Annotated in this window: 18 protein-coding genes; 4 read left to right on the top strand and 14 right to left on the bottom strand. The window is 44.8% G+C overall.

Annotated features, from left to right (window positions below):
• Position 1: 1 nt before the first annotated feature.
• The 14 genes from C7H79_RS06245 to C7H79_RS06180 form a co-directional block, all read right to left on the bottom strand.
• Positions 2–871, bottom strand: a complete 870-nt coding sequence (locus tag C7H79_RS06245; protein ID WP_106706434.1) for a RodZ family helix-turn-helix domain-containing protein — start codon at positions 869–871, stop codon at positions 2–4.
• Between the two features lie 38 nt (positions 872–909).
• Positions 910–1,293 (bottom strand): type II secretion system protein, encoded by a 384-nt coding sequence (locus C7H79_RS06240; protein ID WP_106706433.1) that lies wholly within the window; start codon positions 1,291–1,293, stop codon positions 910–912.
• A gap of 6 nt (positions 1,294–1,299) precedes the next feature.
• Positions 1,300–1,812 carry a type II secretion system protein gene (locus C7H79_RS06235; protein ID WP_106706432.1) on the bottom strand — a complete coding sequence of 171 codons (513 nt, stop codon included), beginning with the start codon at positions 1,810–1,812 and terminating at the stop codon, positions 1,300–1,302.
• Positions 1,813–1,817: 5 nt separating this feature from the next.
• Positions 1,818–4,088 carry a secretin GspD/PilQ domain-containing protein gene (locus C7H79_RS06230; RefSeq protein ID WP_106706431.1) on the bottom strand — a complete coding sequence of 757 codons (2,271 nt, stop codon included), beginning with the start codon at positions 4,086–4,088 and terminating at the stop codon, positions 1,818–1,820.
• Positions 4,085–4,624 carry a hypothetical protein gene (locus C7H79_RS06225; protein WP_242447171.1) on the bottom strand — a complete coding sequence of 180 codons (540 nt, stop codon included), beginning with the start codon at positions 4,622–4,624 and terminating at the stop codon, positions 4,085–4,087. Before C7H79_RS06225 ends, C7H79_RS06230 begins: the two co-directional genes overlap by 4 nt.
• A 33-nt stretch (positions 4,625–4,657) precedes the next feature.
• Positions 4,658–5,209, bottom strand: coding sequence for a hypothetical protein (locus C7H79_RS06220; RefSeq protein ID WP_106706429.1), 552 nt, complete (start codon positions 5,207–5,209; stop codon positions 4,658–4,660).
• Between the two features lie 35 nt (positions 5,210–5,244).
• The gene (locus tag C7H79_RS06215) at positions 5,245–5,793 is read right to left on the bottom strand and encodes a PilN domain-containing protein (RefSeq protein WP_106706428.1); all 549 of its coding nucleotides are present in this window, start codon (positions 5,791–5,793) and stop codon (positions 5,245–5,247) included.
• Positions 5,781–6,614, bottom strand: a complete 834-nt coding sequence (locus tag C7H79_RS06210) for a hypothetical protein (RefSeq protein ID WP_106706427.1) — start codon at positions 6,612–6,614, stop codon at positions 5,781–5,783. Before C7H79_RS06210 ends, C7H79_RS06215 begins: the two co-directional genes overlap by 13 nt.
• Complete coding sequence (locus C7H79_RS06205) at positions 6,595–8,283, bottom strand: GspE/PulE family protein (RefSeq protein ID WP_106706426.1); 1,689 nt, start codon at positions 8,281–8,283, stop codon at positions 6,595–6,597. The genes C7H79_RS06210 and C7H79_RS06205 overlap by 20 nt, the downstream gene beginning before the upstream one ends.
• Positions 8,283–9,467 (bottom strand): type II secretion system F family protein, encoded by a 1,185-nt coding sequence (locus tag C7H79_RS06200; protein ID WP_106706425.1) that lies wholly within the window; start codon positions 9,465–9,467, stop codon positions 8,283–8,285. The genes C7H79_RS06205 and C7H79_RS06200 overlap by 1 nt, the downstream gene beginning before the upstream one ends.
• Positions 9,468–9,475: 8 nt before the next feature.
• Positions 9,476–9,910, bottom strand: a complete 435-nt coding sequence (gene gspG, locus C7H79_RS06195) for a type II secretion system major pseudopilin GspG (protein WP_106706424.1) — start codon at positions 9,908–9,910, stop codon at positions 9,476–9,478.
• A 139-nt stretch (positions 9,911–10,049) separates the two neighbouring features.
• Positions 10,050–10,733 (bottom strand): zinc metallopeptidase, encoded by a 684-nt coding sequence (locus C7H79_RS06190; RefSeq protein WP_106706423.1) that lies wholly within the window; start codon positions 10,731–10,733, stop codon positions 10,050–10,052.
• 727 nt (positions 10,734–11,460) lie between these two features.
• Complete coding sequence (locus C7H79_RS06185; RefSeq protein ID WP_106706422.1) at positions 11,461–12,867, bottom strand: GTPase/DUF3482 domain-containing protein; 1,407 nt, start codon at positions 12,865–12,867, stop codon at positions 11,461–11,463.
• Positions 12,868–12,870: 3 nt separating this feature from the next.
• Positions 12,871–14,253 (bottom strand): DUF2868 domain-containing protein, encoded by a 1,383-nt coding sequence (locus C7H79_RS06180; protein WP_106706421.1) that lies wholly within the window; start codon positions 14,251–14,253, stop codon positions 12,871–12,873.
• Positions 14,254–14,421: 168 nt separating this feature from the next.
• On the opposite strand from C7H79_RS06180, the gene C7H79_RS06175 reads away from it, so the two are divergent.
• The 4 genes from C7H79_RS06175 to ribD all read left to right on the top strand — a co-directional run bounded on the left by C7H79_RS06175 (position 14,422) and on the right by ribD (position 18,912).
• Positions 14,422–15,123, top strand: coding sequence for a type 1 glutamine amidotransferase (locus C7H79_RS06175; protein ID WP_106706420.1), 702 nt, complete (start codon positions 14,422–14,424; stop codon positions 15,121–15,123).
• 792 nt (positions 15,124–15,915) lie between these two features.
• Positions 15,916–17,163 (top strand): serine hydroxymethyltransferase, encoded by a 1,248-nt coding sequence (gene glyA, locus C7H79_RS06170; protein WP_106706419.1) that lies wholly within the window; start codon positions 15,916–15,918, stop codon positions 17,161–17,163.
• 69 nt (positions 17,164–17,232) lie between these two features.
• Positions 17,233–17,679, top strand: coding sequence for a transcriptional regulator NrdR (gene nrdR / locus C7H79_RS06165; RefSeq protein ID WP_106706418.1), 447 nt, complete (start codon positions 17,233–17,235; stop codon positions 17,677–17,679).
• 129 nt (positions 17,680–17,808) lie between these two features.
• On the top strand, positions 17,809–18,912 hold the full coding sequence (gene ribD / locus C7H79_RS06160; RefSeq protein ID WP_106706417.1) for a bifunctional diaminohydroxyphosphoribosylaminopyrimidine deaminase/5-amino-6-(5-phosphoribosylamino)uracil reductase RibD: 1,104 nt from the start codon (positions 17,809–17,811) through the stop codon (positions 18,910–18,912).
• Positions 18,913–18,915: the final 3 nt, after the last annotated feature.

The following is an 18,915-nucleotide window of genomic DNA, read 5'->3' as shown; positions in this document are numbered from 1 at the left end:
TTTATTGCGATCCGAAAGGTGACGCGCCTTTAGCGGGGGCCGGAGCAGACTGGGATGAAAAAGGAGAAGCAGATGAGCCCTGAGAGGATTGTGGTGAAAGAGGTGATCCAGTCGATGGCGTTGCAGCGGGGTTGGTAGCTTTATTCTGTGAAGACGCCGATCCTTTTGCAGCGGCGCCTTCACCCGGTTTGTAAATAAATTTCCAATCCTGATAGGTTTTAGCTTCTGAAAACTTAGCATAAACCTCTGGAAATTGGTCTTTTTTTATTGGTTTTTTCTCAGAAAGGCTATATACCCCGATGATTCTTTTCCCAATATTAGAACTCATACTCGAGTTGGCACTTGACGCCGGATTATTGCCGGAAGCCTGGCTACTCGCTGCCTGATTAGTAGTTAAACCTGGGCTCGCTGCTGCGGTCGGATTCGCAGCGCTGCTGGGATTCTGGTTTGCGCCCGCACTGAAAGCCGCATTTGGATTTGATGTTGTGCTTGGATTCGTGGCTGAACTGGGATTTGATTGCGTGTTGTTTTGTGGTGTGGCGGAGGTATTGGCCGGAGTTTCCTCAATCAGACCCCATTCCGTTGAATTGGTTATCGGGTCCAGATAGATTTTACGTATATGCCGTTGAACATTTATAGCACGTCCATCTTGCAGCAAGTCTTCCAGCTTTTCAGGATATTGTTTTGTGCCGCTGCTATGATAGGACATGATAGCTTTGCGGAATTGCTCTCCCACAAATAGTAGTTCAGCTTCCTTATCGCGCTGGGATTTGGCTTTCCATACTTGTCCTGCTCCAGCCATGATCACACCCGCCAAAGCAATCGAAAACAGTGCCCATAGATAGACAAAACCATTCTCACGTCGAGACATTTTAGTTCGTCAGGAAAATCCGACTCAGTAAAAATCGCTTACCATTCTTCATAATACGTACCATCCGCCGCTTGTCCGGTATAACCACTGTGAACATCGTAAACTCCTGACTCCATTTCATTCTTGGGTGGCATCACAATCCAGGTTTGGTCACTTTCAGTGAATGGATCAATCGGAACCTTGCGTAAATAATGCTTGTCCACCAATTCTTCCAGATCAATCGGGTACTTGCCGATGTCGGAATAAAATTGATCTATTGCATTCCGCATAATGACGAGATCTTGTCGCAATACCGCTTCTTTGGCTTTATCGAGTGAACTGAAATAACGGGGCGCCACAAGACTCAATAGTGTGGCAACAATGGCCATGACCACCAACAATTCAATCAGGGTGAAACCTTGGTATCTCGGATTAACTGACATACACGATCACCACTCCCGGTAGGGGATGCCATTCAGGCCAATGGCTTCCGAACGTGAAAAAACATCAAAAACATCATCACCGTCTTTGGGACTATCCCAAGGACTTTCATAGCTGCGCTTTCCCCAGGTTTCTTCTGCCGGAGTCAACTTTATGCCTTCAAATTCCAGCTCTGTGAACATAGGATCTCTAGGCAAACGGCGCAAAAAATAAATAATTTTCTTTTTAGGATCTTTGACATCTGGCACGCCCATGTAGAGTTCCTCAAGCCTGGGCGGATAACCGGATTCGTCGGCTTTTTTGGCAATACGTCCCTCATCGGTGGCCAGTTTGTAAGCATCAATTGCAGTACGTATCTGGCGCAAGGCGACGCGCAGCTCTTGCTCTTTTTCACGCTTAACCATGAGTTCGCGTAACGGCATAGCCGCCGTCGCCAGAATCCCCATGATCGCTAACACGATCATCAGTTCAATCAGAGTAAAACCTTTTTGCTTACGAAAGGTTGCCAATAGGCTCCGCATGAAAATTATTTAATGTTTATGGTTGCTGTTGCAGGCAACATCACTTCGATGGATTCTCCGGTCTCAAGGTCTTCGGCAGTGGCATTATGGATATTGATTTCCGTGATGCCAGGATTGGCTGCAATTACTTTAAATCGTATCTGCGTAGCCAGGCCCGTCGTTTGATCTCTGCCCAGCCTGATTGTGCGCGTGCCGGACTTATCTCCGCCGTCGAGCGCTTCCAATACACTGGCTTCGTAATTTAACTGGAGTTCAGTGTTAACCATCGGTTTTGCTCCGACTAACCGGACATTGACCGAAAACTCCTTCTCCAGACCTACCGTGGTTGGTGCTTGCATCGTTAATGTAGGCGTCGTCGCCGCAACATTGGCAAAAGGGTTAGGAACATCCGATACTTCTCTTGCCACAGCAAAGGGATTCGAGCCTCTGGCGGCGGCGGAGCCAGTACCTGTACCGGCAGGAGCAATTGCCAGGGATTGCGATCCGGTTTTTTGGATAACAACCGGCAATTTACCTGCTTCGCCGGCGGTGCCAAAATGGTATTCATTTTCCAGGTTGGTTGGATTGGGAAGATTTCGCACGATGCGAGGGGTAATGAGCAGAACAACTTCATTCTTAGAGCGTCTTACATCTTGATTTGAGAACAATCTATCTAATCCTGGAATATTCAATAATCCTGCAAGTCCTTTTACATTAGTTGTGTCGCTATCTTGAATGAGTCCGGCCAATACCTGAGTTTCCCCGTCTTTCACTGTTAATAGGGTTTCAGCATTTCGAGTAACGACGAGCGGGGCTGTTGCTCCACCCGGACCTGATACATTCTGAGTGCTACTGCTGACCTCAAGCGTAATTTTCATTGTGACATCATTATTCGAGCCAATGCGTGGCTCAACATCCAGCTTAACCCCTAGATCTATAAAAGTCGGTGTTGAAGTAACAATAGAATTAATACCAGGCTGAACATTAGCTGTAAAAAAAGGGCGCTTTTCCCCGACATGAATTTTGGCTTTTTCACGATTAGCTACTCGAATTCTAGGATTAGCCAGTACATCACCTATCGATAGATTTTGTAAAAAATCTATTTTGGCTTCGCTTGTCATTCCAAAACTTTTAAGGTTAGGCATGTTAAATTGACTTATTAAGGCTGCGGGCGCTCCTCCAACTGCACTTCCTGCATAATTAAATTGAAGTGACTGAGGAAAATTAGGCCCCAATAAGAAAGTGTTTGCACGCGATATTTCAAGAATTGCAACGTCCAATACGACTTCTGGTTCAGCCAGATCGTTTAGTGAGACAAGCCGTTCTGTTAAGCGAATGGCTTCGAGGGTATCGCGCATGATAAACAAATTAAGCTGTTCGTTGACATAAATGTCTTTGGCTTTGACAATGCCTCTGACCATCGCAACCATTTGTTTTACATCAGTGTGTGCGATCTGAAAACTGCGCACAACTAATTCCTGATAATCTTTCAGCTTTGCCGGTGTGTTGGGATAAAGCAGTAACGAATTATTATTGAGCACTTTGTAGGCTAATTGATTGGTCGTTAAGATTAGCTTGAGAATATCTTCAATGGTATTGTCACGCACAAAAATAGAAATTTTGCTGTCCTGGCGAATATCCTTGTCAAACACAAAATTGATTCCGGCAGTACGCGACATAATTTCAAATACTGACCTCAAATCGGCGTCCTTAAATTCCATCGATACCGACTTTTTAAATGCGGATTCCAATATCAGATCAGTCACTTCAGGTCGAGACAGATTCGAGTTGATCTGTGCTATCAACTGCCGTGCATGTGACTGTTCAGGGTTCTCTTGCAACACGGCTCGAACCATTGTTTCTGCTCCTCTCAAATCATTGCGTACCAATAATGCTCTTGCGGCATCGACCGCAGCAATATGGCGGCGCTCTAATTTCACTGCTTCAATCCCTTCTTTTGCGCGTTCATGAAATGGATACTCGTTTAAAATGCGCAGATATTCCTGTTCAGCTTGATCCAGATTACCTGAATTTCTCAAATTATCTGCTTCAATAAATAATTTACCCATAACTTCATCGCGTACTCGTATCAATAACGTACGAATTTCTCGATTCGCGGGTTCTTCTCTTGCTGCTTGCTCAAGTTTTCTCAGTGCAGGCTCCAATTTGCCTTCAGCAATCAATTTTTGTCCATCGGAAAACGCGATGTTTCGAGTGCCGAAAGTTTTGTTATTGACTGCACATCCTGTTGTCATTGTAAATAAGATGATAAGGACAATCGTTTTCCAGCTTCTCATCGAAAAGTTCCTGCTATTTGATTGTTGATCGTAAGTGTCTGCTTGATATTCAGCGGCAAATAGGTCATTGTGATGGCAGTATCGTTGATCGAATCCAGCCGGTATGTGTCGTTAATTTTTCCACCAATCTTAGTAATGAGATTCTCTCCTGATTGTGAAAGAAAAACCCATGTTTCATTGTCTGCAATCGCTTTGCCGGCGTATTTAAACTGCAAAGGAGGTGCTGTGGGTGCGGGAGGAGCCAATGCTCTTGCGGCTCGAGCCATTTTGATTGCCTCTTCTTCAGGATCGTCGATAACAACCCGTTTCTGTACCCAGTTCGTAGACGCAAATAGCTCACCGGCAAGCGGACTAAATTTCCGTTGTCCGAGTTTACTCACGTCCAGTTGCGCAGCATTTGATTCAGTTTTATTGGTTCGATCTTGAACCGTTCTTCCCGATTGCAGGCTCTCTGGAACATGGAGTTCAGGCTCATCATCAACTTCGACCAAAGCCGCCGCGATCAGGGTCGCCACCAATGCACCCCCAATAATCATTTTCCGTTTTTTCTCTACTGCATCCATTTGGTGTTATTTATTCATATAAAGATTAATTTCCAGCCGCACTTCAAGCTTATCACTGACAGTATTCTCACGCTTCATAGCGATCGCTGATATGGCCATAGCCGGGACGGCCTCCAGAGCATCGGCAATAAAAGCACGAATCTGGGAATATTTACCTTTCACCGGCAAAACCATTTCATAGCGCGCCAAACGCGCATCCTTTTCATTAATCAGCCGATATTCGCTGCTTGTCAGCTCCACACCCTGTTTTTTAGCCACTCTTACCAATTCACGAATCCAAAATGGCGAGGAATCAACCCGCGGAAAAAACTCATAAAATACTTGCAATGCCTGATCGCCACTCATTTTCTTACTGGCTTCGAGATCCCCGCCTTCACCGGAAGAATTTTTCGACGCAGCCTGCGCCTGCAGGGTAACAGCTCGATCTTTGAGTTTTTGTAATTCTGCTTCTTGTGGTATCACGACCAATAAATAATAAATACCGGTTGCTATCATCAAACCAATACCGACCTTACCCAGATTACCCAGGCGTCCCAACTGCCAGCGCAGCAGCGGCATGAATCGATTCCACGATATTTGTGTCAATTCTCTTTTTAAGTAGTTTGAATCCATTCGGCGTTTAAAAGAAAAATAATCGGACGCTGCGGGCTCTCTTGTTTAATTTTATAACTTAATAAATGTACATTCTCGAACACCAATTCCCGCTCCAGCGCTTCCACAAAATCCAGTAACTCGGCCATACTTTTAGCTTCACCACTCAAGCGCAAGCTGCGATTGGAAAAATTAGGCTGCAGCGATAACAAGGCAATATCCTCGGTCGCTGCCTGTTCGATCGAGTCAAACAACATTTCCCAGGGTAAGTTCAGCTGATCCAGAATTGCATTTGCTAGCACGATTTCTTTCTGGATTTCCTGGCTAAACTCACGGATACGGGATGTAGCTCGGGTGCGTGGTGCAGCCTTTTGATGCTGTTGCCGCTCCATGCGTTCAACCCGATTACCCCAGGAATTGATCTCTTCAATCTGATATCGGAATTGAAAAAATACCGCCACAACTATCAACAAACCCAGCAGCAGCAACGCAAGATCAAGCTGTGGTGCAGATTGCTCTCGATAAGGAAATCGTAATCTCAAGCGGGACATTGATTGAGCTCAGTATGGTTAATTGGAGCTGATGGATAGTGTGCTAACGCCGGCTTCTTCCCCGCTGGAAGCGAAATGATGCACCAGCCACTATCCTGCGGCAAGGACATTTCTGGATGCTCGGGTGCAAATAAATAAACAAACTCCATCGCCTCTTTTGCTCCAGACCAGATTACTTCTTGATCCAATGCCGCCAAAAGATCCCTTGCCGCACTATGCGAAATCCTTTGATTTCTGATACTTTGCCACTTACCGTGATGGGTAATCGCAATACAAATACGCCCAGTCTCAATCACCGCCAAATAGATCTTTTCACCTTTAAGGTGCGTTTGCCAGCGATCATAAACCGATGCCATATAGGGCTCTATGACTTTAATCGTACAACCATGGCTCGATGCCATTTGCTCCAATTGCATTATCAGTTCACGTGGAATCGCCGCACAAACCGCACCATCGACCGGATTCCAATCGCTGATACTAAGTTCCCAGGAGTCAACCCGCTCAGCATAGACTTCGCGCATGCGAAATTCGGCATAGGATTTTACTTCTTCCGGACTGGCGATTTCGTTTTGCGGTGGCAACGTCGCGTAGCGCAAAAAATGATTGGATAGAATCACAGACACTTCCGTTCTAGCTGCTTCCGTCAATACCTTATCAAGTTCATCCACTGCAGAATTCCAAATGGGAGCATTTGCAGCAGGCTCGAAGAATACTGTCACTTTGTCAGTCTGCACGGGTTTAAGTCCGCACTTCAGACGCACCCAATCCAATCGTCCCGGCGCCAGAAACACCTGAATCTGATCACGCCACAATCGTGACACGATTAGCCTCCTCCAAACTGGTTTGTCCTTGTTTAACCATATCCAATGCCGCTTCGCGCAAGAAACGAGTTCCATTGTCCCGAGCTGCTTCCTTGATACGCCGGATCGGCTCGTGAGCGACAATCAACTCTCGAATTTCATCGTTCAATAACAAAATTTCAGCAATGGCATTTCTACCCCGAAAACCGCTGCCCCGGCATTGCCCGCAACCTTTACCACTACGAAATTTGTACTGTCTGGTCTGATCCAGAGGAATACCCGATTCCTCAATCAAATTGTCATCCGGTCGCTCATCTACAGCACAGTGCGTACATAGCAGACGTACCAATCTTTGCGCGACAATTCCATTCAAGGCGGACACAAAACTGTAGGGATCCACACCCATATGTGAAAATCGTCCAATCACATCAAACACATTATTCGCATGTACCGTGGTAAACACCAAATGACCGGTCAATGCGGCTTGTATGGCAATTTGTGCGGTTTCAGCATCGCGGATCTCGCCTACCATAATCTTGTCAGGATCATGCCGTAAAATTGAACGCAAGCCGCGAGCAAATGTGAGCCCTTTTTTCTCATTGACTGGTATCTGCAACACGCCCGCAAGCTGATATTCAATCGGATCTTCAATCGTAATGATTTTATCGTGCCCTTTGTTCACTTCCGATATCGCCGCATACAATGATGTCGTTTTGCCACTCCCGGTTGGACCGGTAACCAGCAGCATTCCATAAGGCTCAGAGCTTAAACGACGTATACTGGCGATCGCGGCCTGATTGAAGCCCAACTGATTTAAAGTTAAGCCTTCAAGCTGATCGGACAATGCTTGCCGATCAAGAATACGCAGTACGGCATCTTCACCAAAAATGCTCGGCATGATGGAAACCCGGAAATCTATCTCACGCCCCTGGATAGAGATTTTAAACCGGCCATCTTGCGGAACCCGACGCTCAGCAATATCTAGTTCAGACATCACTTTAATACGAGAAATAACTTGCTCAGCCAAGTCGGCGCCTCGTATGACGCCGATAGCCGACAACACACCATCAATTCGATATTTTATCGACAGTACGCCCGGAGCCATTTCCAGATGAATATCGCTGGCTTGTGATTTATGCGCATCATACAATGTGGAATGTACTAACCGTACTACTTTACTGGTACCTTCGTTAATGCTTTTTAACGAAAGATCTTCAATGCCGCTTTGTATTTTATCCAGATCAGCCGATGACAATACCTGATCCATAGCACGCATGGTTTTTTCTTGCTGGGTAAAGAAAGCGCTCAAATCGGCCGGATGTACCAGATACCATTCAACCGCTCGATCAAACCGTTCTTCAGCCCATGCACGCAGCTTGCCGGAAAAAGGATTGCTGATCGCGAATAAATAGCTCTGTCCGTTGTGAAACAACACGCATTCATGCCTCATCGCTTCATTAAACGGCAAAATATCAAAAGCTGGCTGTAATGCATGAATCTCTTTCATTCCCAGCACGGGCATGTGCATCAGTTGCCCCAACTGTTGAATCAGTTCATCAGGCGCGTAACCACTATCTTCCTCCAAGATCTGAAAAACAGAAACTCCTTGTGCAGCTGCTTTCAGGCGAATTTCAGCCAATTGATTTAGATCAATGGGTTGTTTGCTTGCAGTTTGTACTGATGTTTCCATCAATTGATACTTCCCGCCAGTTCAAAAATAGGCATGTACATGAGAATAATAATGCCGCCGATCACAATGCCGATAAATGCCATCAGTAGCGGTTCAATCAGCTTGGTTGTCCATTCCACCCAACGGGCAATCTCCTCGTCATGAAAATTGCCGATTCGTTCCATCATATCTCCCATTAATCCGGTTCTTTCGCCGACCCGGAGCATACGATTGCCGACTGCAGTTGTAAGCCCCTCTTGCTCCATTGCGCTGGAAATTGTTTGACCTTCGCGGATATGTTTGGCCGCTGCCGCAACTTTTGGTCGAAAATGCGGTTGCAACAACCCGCTGACCATCTCCAATGCCTGCGTGACAGGAATTCCGCCACGGAGCAACATACCGAGTGTTTTATAAAAACGGGCTAATTGATAAACCCGCATATGCTCACCAATTGCAGGAATGCGCCACAATAACTGCATGACTTTCACCCAAAAAGTTGGCCGACTGACGGCATACCCCATCACAACCAAAAGCGTTACCGCGGCAATGGCCAGTTCCCAGCCACGATCATGAACAAACTGACCCCATTTAATCAACAATAACGAAAGCCATGGCAAGTCACTGCCCATATCGTCATAAATGGCACTGAATTTAGGAACAACAAATACCATTAGAAAAATCGAGACAAGCAAACCCACAGCCAATAACAAAACGGGATAAATGGATGCACCCACCAGTTTTTTACGGACATAATCCATTTGTGTCTGATAAGTAATAAACCGGGTTAAGGCTTCAGCAAGATCGCCAGTCCGCTCACTGGCACGAACGGTTGCAATATATAAGGGTGGAAATGCTTGCGGATAATCTTCCAATGCTTGTGAAAAAGTTATACCCTCATAGAGTCGATCAAGAATATTCTGGATTATTTTGCGATTGCTTGTATCCTGTTCTTTTTCCAGTAAAGTCTCAATACTTTCTACCAGACTCAATCCTGCGGTTTGTAATGAAAGCAATTCCTGGCTAAAATGCACTAATGGAAATTTAGTATGTGATTTAAATGTAAAACCAGAGAATCTCCTGCGCACACTCAACACCATACCGCCTTGTTCCATTACTTGTCGGCGCACTTCTGCTTCACTGTTGGCTTCCAGTTCTAAATGTACGGTTCCTTGCCCGGAAATCACTGCTTTCACTTCAAATCGCATAAGGTAATTTACCAGTTGGTAATATCGGCTGCCTCGCCATCACCGCCAGGTTGCCCATCTTTGCCATACGAAAGTAAGTCAAACTCGGAACGCTCTCCCGGATATTTATAAACATATGCGCGTCCCCAAGGATCGGCTGGGGGCATTTTGGAAAGATAGGGCCCATGCCATCTGGGCTCATTACTGGGCCGATTCACCAATGCTGCCAGACCCAAGTCGGTCGCGGGATAGCTGCCCACATCCAGACGATATTGATGCAAAGCTTTTTCCAATGCATCGATCTGCGCCTGTGCCATTTTGATTTCTGATTTACCTACCTGCGAAAAATACTTCGGTCCTACATAAGCAGCCAACAAGCCAATTATGACCATTACAACAAGTAACTCAAGAAGCGTAAATCCACGCATATTGTTTGCTTTTTGTTGCTTAACCGAATACGTCATGTTTATCCTTTTTTGCTATATTAACTAATAAGATTTTCAACATTGAATTTTTACATAGTATGTTGCTTATATGACAGGGTCAAGACAGGGCTTTACATTTCACTACTGCAATGTCAGGAATCCAAAATATCATACAAAATTAGCGTCGTAAAATAGCCCACCACCGGCCGATATTGAGCAGTGTCATCAATGAGGCCGAGACATATGTCCACGCTGCTGCACGTAAAATCCTGCGTGCATGGATCTCATCCCCGTGTATCAAATACTTGCCTTGTTGCAACATCGGCATTGCCCGCGCAAAACTGGCATGCAGTTCCATTGGAAGTGTCACCAAATGTATAATCGTTGCTGTGCCCAGCGTTAACAAACCGCCTGCAAAAAACAGCGCGCCTGTAAGCGGTGCTCTGGTAATTACTGTGATGAAGGGAGCGATCATCAGAATTGCTGCCCCAAATTTTTCAATCGGAGCAGCAATCTTAACCAGTCGTGTACGCAATTTTAGCGGGAAATAGCCATCTCTATCTTGTATCGCGTGACCAACCTCATGTGCAGCCACTGTAATCGCCGTCAACGATTTACCGTTAAATTTTTCTGGTGTTAAGCGGACTGCCTTTGCAATCGGATCATAATGATCACCTTGCTCAGTCACTTCAACCTTGACCGCTTGTAACTTCGCCCAATCCAGCAATATGCGCGCCAACTCAGCGCCAGTGCCCGGATAACGATCTTCGGGATAACTATACTTTGTCAAAGTATGCTTAACCCAGTAAGAAGGCCCCAGAATAAATATAGTAATTGCAACAATGAATACTAAATAAAGCATAAAACTCAGATATTCACAAAAATAATTGGTTCCGCTTGTAAAAAATCGTATGGCGCTAAGGCTACAGGATTACACACAACTCATAAATCTGAATATTGAATAAGAACAATCAAATGGTACTATTTATTCGAATATCCTAAATTTTATCTGTTGAACCCAGATAAAACTGAAAAAAGCATTCTAAGATTGATAAAATATGACCAGAATGCACCGATCTCGCCGCAGCTAAATTTTTTTATGATCTAGATCTAATTTGCTTAACATTTTAACTCATCAACGGCAGTTCTTTATCTTTTTACCCAACCAGAGAACTGTCTTCAGAATTTCGTCATTACAACGCAGTTAAACTCTGACATAAGCAAATGAATACATTAGTTAACTATAAAAACCAAAACCCATCGTTACACTGACCGCTAACATTATGGAGAACAGTCAGCAAGCACTCATCGCCACATAAATTAATACCTTTGTGTTTAACAGGCCGTTGAAAAACGTTTTCGAGGCAACTGATACAAGCCAGAAACAGGCGAAAAGCGCAGTTTATGCTTAATAAATGAGCATTTTGAGCCTGTTTTTAACGCCGTCGCAGCAAAAACTATACCAACCACCTGATCATTTCTGCAAGAAAAGTGACACCTCTATTACCAACATAGCATCTTCTAGAGACAAGCAGTATTCACACTAGCTTAGGCTGATTGCATAGTGGATACCCAAAACACTTCCAGTATCACTCTTCATTCAACAATTCGCCCACCAAGGTAGCTTCTATCTGCTGATACTGTGGATTGTTGTTACGCGCAGCGGATGGTTCTTGCCAGCCTGGGTTCTGACGCAAGGAGCTGATCAGTTTATTCCAGTCTTTAGGTAACTTCTCGTCACCAGCCTTACCCACCTGCAACTTATCTTGCGCCGCATGCCCACGATGCACAAGCTTTTTCAATAAGTGTTTCTGGCGCAGATACAATACCTGCAGCGTAGTTTCGTCAGCGCACTGCCATTGGGTGCCTTTAACAGTCGCCTTGATTTCATCACCATAGCGCTTGAAAGTCGACCAGCCTGCACCCGCGATTGCACCCAATGCGCTGGCTGCTCCCAGACTCATACCGCCGACCATCAGATCAATGCCGACTCCTGCTGCAGCGCCCTTAGCAGCAGCACTTCCGACATCCAATCCATACGCTTTGAGTATACCGGGAGCAAAAATATCGAGCTGCCACTGACCATTGCAGACCGGAATTCTCTGAATTTCAACATCTTTATCAGAGAAATTGAAAATTGCCAACAAATCATGCAAACAATGCTGTTCAGCTTTACGAACGAAATTGTGCAACCGGTCTTCAATCAATGAATCCGCAATTAAATTATTTTTAATCGCTTTGCTCTCTCGATAGCAGGCGACATTCGCAATCAACTCAGCAATCCGCTTGGCACCCGACAAGCAAAGCTGGTTCCATAATTTAGCACGATAATCAATCAGCTTCTGCAATCGATCGTTATGGGATTCCAGTAAGACCTGCATTTTCTGATACAACCGCTTCTCAGCATCAAAGGTAAAAGCAACCGTATCAAACTCGAGCGTTGCATGCATATGAAAAACAGTCAAATGCTCGCGCCATTTCGCCAGTTCCCGATCATGTCCGGCAATAAAGTTAAACACCGGAATAATCGGTTTACCCGATTGCGTGAGGATTTCCAGTTCCAAACGATACTTTTCCAGAAAAGGCTCTCGCACATCAATGATATATAAAAGAATATCGCTGCGTAGTGCCTGACGAATCACCTTTGCTTCTTGTTCCAGCGGATCACTGACAGAAACATTAGCCGAGAACTGCTCCAGTATTTGTATTGGGGACAATAATTTTGATTTAATTTGTAGCTTTTTGATATGCGCAAATAAGGCTCTGGAATCTTCCAAACCGGGAGTGTCATACAAATGCAGAATCGGTTCGTTGTTAGCACTAATTGTCGCCTGCTCAACATGTCGCGTAGTGCCTGCTGCATCTTCAATAACACCAAATTCCGTGCTACGCAACATGGTGCGAATTAACGATGTTTTACCGGTATTAGTATGTCCGACAACGACAATATTTAACAATAGTTGGGTATCCGAACGATTTGGGTTTTTGACCATCATGATTTATCGAGTAATAACATGTTCAGCCGGAATACCACAAGCTTCCGCCAAGCGAAACCAGGCAATTTCTCTCGCACTGGCAACGGGTGCAGATGACTTGCTCAATAAAATCAACCAGGGTTTTGTATTGCTGTTGTCAACCAGTTCTTTAATCATGCGCTGCACACCGCGATCCGGCAGTCGATGTGCTGCTACGCCCAGCAATACCGGAGCTTTCATTTTATTTATCAGTGAAATCGCTGCATCGTGAGATTCCTGATCAATGATATTCAGCCGACAAATCACCCGTTCAGGCCAAGGTGTTGCTGTATCCAGCTCAATACCAAAGGCTTGTGCATTAGCTGGAATGGAGACATTATCAGGCGGGCGTATAATATCAGCAGGTTTCCTGCCTTCCTGTGGGTCGGCGTCGATAACTTCTCCCTTAACTTCGCGCCCCATCAAACGTTGCCGTAGTTCAATATAATAAGGCAAATACAGATCCAGCTTAAACCGGTACTCGCACCATTTTTGCATGACCCAGGAAAGACCAAGCAATAACAGTCGCGGGAATATGCCATAAACTATTAAGACACCGATCAAAAAGGTAGCCCAAGCCATCCGCGCTTCTGCATCCTGCTTGCTTGTGCCTATCCTACTTGCAATCGTTTGCGGATCGTCCGGTATTTTTAAACCAAGCGCCTCCAATGGTGCGCCCAGAACTTGAGTAAGTTTGGGCAAAGTGTTATCCGGCAGCAATGTCGTACCCCAGATAAAATTGTATTGCTTAGCCAACATGAGTAATATCAGCAACACTAATCCAGCGGATAAGTAGGTCAACCAGAACTGGTGCGTTAGTACACTGATACGCCATTTGCCTATGTTGCCTGTTAAGCAATTCTCCCACCAAGCCTGTGATGCCAGAGATGCGCTTGTGGGATCATATTTATGCCGGTAAGGCAACCAACTGGCTAATTGCGCTATGATACCACTACTTAAGCTCTGTAAATTCAGAGCAATACCGGATATCCATAGCAATAGGGATATCAGATTAAATCCCAGCAGCACTGCAAGTAACCAATAAATATTCAACGTGGAAGACTCACTCACCGCATGACTTGCCGCTAATCCTCCCAAGATCACCGCAATGATCAAACATATTCTACGAGCGCGAATAAACTGTTGATTTGGCTGGCGCAACTTATCTCCCAGCACATTCTCGTATATCAAATAATTGGCACGGGTCTTTAGCCGATAAATGAATTCAGGATAACTAAAATCACTGCGCGGAGAATCCGGTATATTCTTGATACTGGTATATGATAATTCCTCCGCTTTAACTGATTCGATTCTACGTAATTGCTCAATTCGCACCAAATCAGAAAACGTATATTTTTTTACTGACATTGCGCGATCCATTTTTAACGAATAATAATCAAAGGGTTACGGTTGATGATGAATGAGCACTTCACAAGTATCAAAGAAAGATTAACCTAAATTTTCAGCAGAAAATTTGCTGCAAAACAAGCTAAAATTGATCATTACATCATTCAAAATAATGGCAGGAAAATTTTTATGAAGCCGGTTGCAATTTTTAGACACTTACCCATCGAGGGACCTGGATATTTTGCCACATTTCTCGATAACAATCATATTCCTTGGCGTCTGATTAAAATTGACGCTGGCGAGAATCCACCAACCAGTATCGATGAATTCAGTGGTTTAGTGTTTATGGGTGGACCCATGAGCGTCAACGACGATTTACCTTGGATTGAATTATCACTGTCGTTGATCCGGCAAGCGGTTGCTGTGGATATGCCAATATTGGGCCATTGTTTAGGTGGACAATTAATGGCCAAGGCGCTAGGGGGTGTCGTCAGCCCCAGTCCAGTCAAAGAAATGGGTTGGGGGAAAGTCACCGTGCCGAATCATCCGATCGCGCAAGAATGGTTTGGTGATCTGACCACCTTTAATTCCTTCCATTGGCACGGCGAATCTTTCAGCCTGCCTCAAGGCGCCACCTGCATCCTTTCCAGCCAATATTGCGAAAATCAGGCTTTTGCAATCGACATTCATTTAGGAATGCAGTGTCATGTCGAAATGACCGAACGTTTGGTACGCGACTGGTGCAGCGTGGCTGCAGAAGAACTTGCCAGCCTCAACCAACCATCAGCGCAATCGTTGGAAGAGATTGAGAAAGATTTATCCGAGCGAGTGTCGGCGTTAAACATGGTAGCCGAAAGATTGTATCAAAAATGGATTGTCCATCTGAAATAACTCGTTTAGCTCTTTTGTCATCAGATCATCTCAACAAAACAATTATGGTGCAAACACCAATTTATCTTTTCGTTTGTCACTCTGCACGAAGTAGCTTCTGGCAATATTTGCGTGCTATCGCTCAGCAAACCATAATCTGCATCCATAAACCGGACTGGTTGGACATTAAAAAGAGAAATCTGAAATTAGTGAGTTAAAAAATAATATTTGTATTCACAGTTCTTCACATGAAGATTTCTCAACCGATCATCTTCAATATCTCTTTCAAAATAAACGACAAATACCTGCATCGTTTCTGTTTCTTCATGAGCGATTACCAATATGGTCCTATCCATTTGCACTTCCAACCAAACGATAAAGCGCAATATACGCGATTTGTGATTTAGCAATCTTCACCGTCATTCACGCGCACCTGGAGCGAATCATGGCTCACCGCTGCAAAATATTCCCTTACCAACATAACCTCAAACCCGGAATGAATGCCGACCAAATCCGGATGCACTTCAATCAGCACCGAATAATGATGCCGATTCCAAACTAATAAACATCCTGCTCAGGGCCGTCGTTGCAGAAACCCAAGTTGTTATAATTCGTGTAATTCGTGCGCGCATAGCGCCTGACGTAGATAGTCATGATATCAGCAGTTCAAAAATATGATAAAAGTACCACTTATAGCAAAAATATTCTGTTTATTTCTCTACCGTTTCTTTGATCAACTATCTGCGTTTCAGCAGGTAATGTTACTATACAGGTTTTAATGGTTTTTAAATTTTTCGAAGGATTGGTATTAACATGTTTTCGCAGAAACACACAATAGAAAATGTCGACCCAGAAGTATGGCAAGCTATTAAAGGCGAGGTGCAACGTCAAGAAGAGTACATCGAATTAATTGCATCGGAAAATTATGCCAGCCCTGCTGTGATGCAGGCCCAGGGCACCGTTTTGACCAACAAATATGCTGAAGGCTATCCGGGCAAACGCTATTATGGCGGCTGCATGTATGCAGATCAGGTGGAACAGCTCGCGATTGACCGATTAAAAGCGCTGTTTGGCGCTGAGTATGTGAATGTACAACCGCACTCGGGCTCCCAAGCCAATGCAGCAGTTTACCTTTCAGTGCTAAAGCCAGGCGATACCTTGCTAGGCATGTCGCTGGCACATGGAGGTCACTTAACGCATGGTTCCAGCGTTAGCATGAGCGGAAAGATATTCAATTCGATTTCTTATGGATTAGAGCCGGAAACGGAATTACTTGATTATGATCAAGTTGAGAAATTAGCTCATGAGCATAAACCAAAAATGATCGTGGCTGGTGCTTCTGCTTATGCACGCGTAATAGACTGGAAGCGTTTCCGGAAAATCGCCGATGCGGCCGGGGCATATTTGCTAGTCGATATGGCGCATTATGCAGGGTTGGTAGCAGCAGGTTTATATCCAAACCCAGTGGGCATCGCTGATTTTGTTACAAGCACTACGCACAAAACATTACGTGGTCCACGAGGAGGAGTCATTATGGCTAAACCCGAGCATGAGAAAGCATTAAATTCTGCCATCTTCCCGCAAACTCAAGGCGGTCCATTGATGCATGTAATTGCAGCCAAAGCGGTTTCATTTAAAGAGGCTGCAACTAAGGAATTTAAGGTTTATCAGGAGCAGGTGATTGATAATGCTCGAGTCATGGCTAAAGTATTAATCAATCGCGGTTTACGGATTGTGTCCGGTCAGACCGATTGTCATTTATTTTTAGTTGACTTGCGCGCAATGAACTTAACAGGCAAACAAGCAGAAGAATCGCTTGAAATGGCGCATATCACTGTTAACAAAAATGCCATCCCCAATGATCCGCAGAAACCGTTTGTCACCAGTGGCATCAGGATCGGATCGCCCGCAATAACCACTCGAGGTTTCAAAGAACTGGAGGCAGAACAACTAGCGAATCTGATAGCAGACGTGCTGGCCGCACCTGAAGACTCCGCGGTCATCGCACGTGTAGCTACCGAGGCAAAACAATTATGCGCGAAATTTCCGGTTTATGGGTAATCTCAAAGTAATTATAAACGACTATAGCAACAAAACACTTGAGTTGATGGCTACCGCTCATGACTGAATATGAAGTGTCCTTTTTGTAATACTGATGACACCAATGTCATAGACTCTCGTGTAAGTGAAGATGGTCACAAAATTCGTCGTCGCCGACGTTGTATAGCTTGCGATAAGCGCTTTACAACCTATGAGACGATCGAGTTGCGTTTACCTCAGGTAGTCAAACATGACGGCACTCGTGCGGAATTTGATCGTAACAAATTGTTAACGGGCTTTAAACGGGCGCTTCACAAACGCCCAGTTCCAACCAGTTATGTTGATGCGGCAATAGACCGTATAGTGCAAAAATTCCTGGCAAAGGGTGAGCGTGAGGTTTCATCACGCAGTATTGGTGAAAGCGTGATGGAAGAACTTTATAAGCTTGACAAGGTAGCATATATCCGATTTGCGTCTGTCTATAAAAGCTTTCAGGACGTGGATGATTTTCGTGACGCGATCAAGGAAGTGCAATAGCCTAGCCGGAGAAGCAGTTAATAATCGAAGAAAGTTTCCTAAATTTTAACCAAGGAATCTTCTGATGATTATTAGCATGGTGTTGTTGACAGTATCGGATTAACTTAGCTTATGAAAAAGGCATCCTAGATGTTCACTTCCACCGATTATGCTTTCATGGCACATGCACTTCGTCTGGCAGAGAAAGGACTCTACAGTACCGCACCCAATCCTCACGTTGGGTGCGTCCTCACTCAAAATGATCAAATTATTGGTAGTGGCTGGCACGAAAAAGCAGGGCAGTTGCATGCAGAAATTAATGCACTAGCCTCAGCTACCGAAAAGACGCGCGGCGCAACCGCCTATATAACATTAGAGCCTTGCAGTCATTATGGGCGGACACCGCCCTGTGTTAACGCCCTAATTGATGCTGGAATTGCCAAGGTCATAATAGCCATGGAAGATCCCAATCCAATCGTATGTGGGCGTGGTTGCGCACTCCTGGAACAAGCGGGAATAACTGTGCAAACGGGCTTATTGCAAGCGCAAGCGCAAGCACTGAATATAGGGTTTATTACCCGCATGACTCATAGGAGGCCATGGGTTAGATTGAAAACTGCTATCAGCCTTGATGGTAAAACCGCACTGAACAATGGCGTCAGTCAATGGATCACTGGTGAAGCTGCACGATATGACGGGCATCGCTGGCGTGCGCGTTCATGCGCTATCGTAACAGGTATTGGCACAGTAAAATCCGATAACCCACAATTATCAGTTCGTCATATTGAAACTGCGCGGCAACCTAGAAAAGTCATTGTAGATAGCCACTTGACTATTCCATTAAATGCGAAATTGCTTCAAAGTGACAATGAATTATTAATTTTTTCTGCGTGCGATGGGGGTTTGAAAAAAAAGAATGCACTTAGCAGTATGGGCGCTCAAGTTTTTACCATACCAAATACGGAAGGCTCAGTAGATCTGAATAAAATGATGGCAATTTTAGCTGATTTGGAAATCAATGAGGTATTGGTGGAAGCCGGACGCGAATTGAATGGCGCATTGATTGAGGCCGGATTGGTTGATGAGATGATTTTTTATCTTGCGCCACATTTGCTCGGTGATGATGCGAGAGGAATGATTAAGTTACCTGAATTAACGTGCCTTGAGCAAAAAAAAGAGCTTAAAATTCAGGATGTGCGCATGATTGGGCAAGATATCCGGATCATTGCAAGATTATCATCACATCTCAGCTAAGCG

This window comes from Nitrosomonas supralitoralis (assembly GCF_003011925.2).
GTDB classification, from domain to species: Bacteria; Pseudomonadota; Gammaproteobacteria; order Burkholderiales; family Nitrosomonadaceae; genus Nitrosomonas; species Nitrosomonas supralitoralis.
The sequence above is the reverse complement of the archived record's forward strand: the minus strand, read 5'-3'. Positions and strand labels throughout refer to the sequence as shown.

What these genes read in the sequence shown, in the direction of transcription:
- C7H79_RS06215 (WP_106706428.1), bottom strand. Translation starts at nt 5,793, where the DNA reads ATGTCCCGCTTGAGATTACGATTTCCTTATCGAGAGCAATCTGCACCA.
- C7H79_RS06225 (WP_242447171.1), bottom strand. Translation starts at nt 4,624, where the DNA reads ATGATTATTGGGGGTGCATTGGTGGCGACCCTGATCGCGGCGGCTTTG.
- C7H79_RS06245 (WP_106706434.1), bottom strand. Translation starts at nt 871, where the DNA reads ATGTCTCGACGTGAGAATGGTTTTGTCTATCTATGGGCACTGTTTTCG.
- gspG (WP_106706424.1), bottom strand. Translation starts at nt 9,910, where the DNA reads ATGACGTATTCGGTTAAGCAACAAAAAGCAAACAATATGCGTGGATTT.
- C7H79_RS06190 (WP_106706423.1), bottom strand. Translation starts at nt 10,733, where the DNA reads ATGCTTTATTTAGTATTCATTGTTGCAATTACTATATTTATTCTGGGG.
- C7H79_RS06240 (WP_106706433.1), bottom strand. Translation starts at nt 1,293, where the DNA reads ATGTCAGTTAATCCGAGATACCAAGGTTTCACCCTGATTGAATTGTTG.
- C7H79_RS06230 (WP_106706431.1), bottom strand. Translation starts at nt 4,088, where the DNA reads ATGAGAAGCTGGAAAACGATTGTCCTTATCATCTTATTTACAATGACA.
- C7H79_RS06200 (WP_106706425.1), bottom strand. Translation starts at nt 9,467, where the DNA reads ATGCGATTTGAAGTGAAAGCAGTGATTTCCGGGCAAGGAACCGTACAT.
- C7H79_RS06185 (WP_106706422.1), bottom strand. Translation starts at nt 12,867, where the DNA reads ATGATGGTCAAAAACCCAAATCGTTCGGATACCCAACTATTGTTAAAT.
- ribD (WP_106706417.1), top strand. Translation starts at nt 17,809, where the DNA reads ATGTTCACTTCCACCGATTATGCTTTCATGGCACATGCACTTCGTCTG.
- C7H79_RS06220 (WP_106706429.1), bottom strand. Translation starts at nt 5,209, where the DNA reads ATGCCGCTGCTGCGCTGGCAGTTGGGACGCCTGGGTAATCTGGGTAAG.
- nrdR (WP_106706418.1), top strand. Translation starts at nt 17,233, where the DNA reads ATGAAGTGTCCTTTTTGTAATACTGATGACACCAATGTCATAGACTCT.
- C7H79_RS06180 (WP_106706421.1), bottom strand. Translation starts at nt 14,253, where the DNA reads ATGTCAGTAAAAAAATATACGTTTTCTGATTTGGTGCGAATTGAGCAA.
- C7H79_RS06235 (WP_106706432.1), bottom strand. Translation starts at nt 1,812, where the DNA reads ATGCGGAGCCTATTGGCAACCTTTCGTAAGCAAAAAGGTTTTACTCTG.
- C7H79_RS06205 (WP_106706426.1), bottom strand. Translation starts at nt 8,283, where the DNA reads ATGGAAACATCAGTACAAACTGCAAGCAAACAACCCATTGATCTAAAT.
- C7H79_RS06175 (WP_106706420.1), top strand. Translation starts at nt 14,422, where the DNA reads ATGAAGCCGGTTGCAATTTTTAGACACTTACCCATCGAGGGACCTGGA.
- glyA (WP_106706419.1), top strand. Translation starts at nt 15,916, where the DNA reads ATGTTTTCGCAGAAACACACAATAGAAAATGTCGACCCAGAAGTATGG.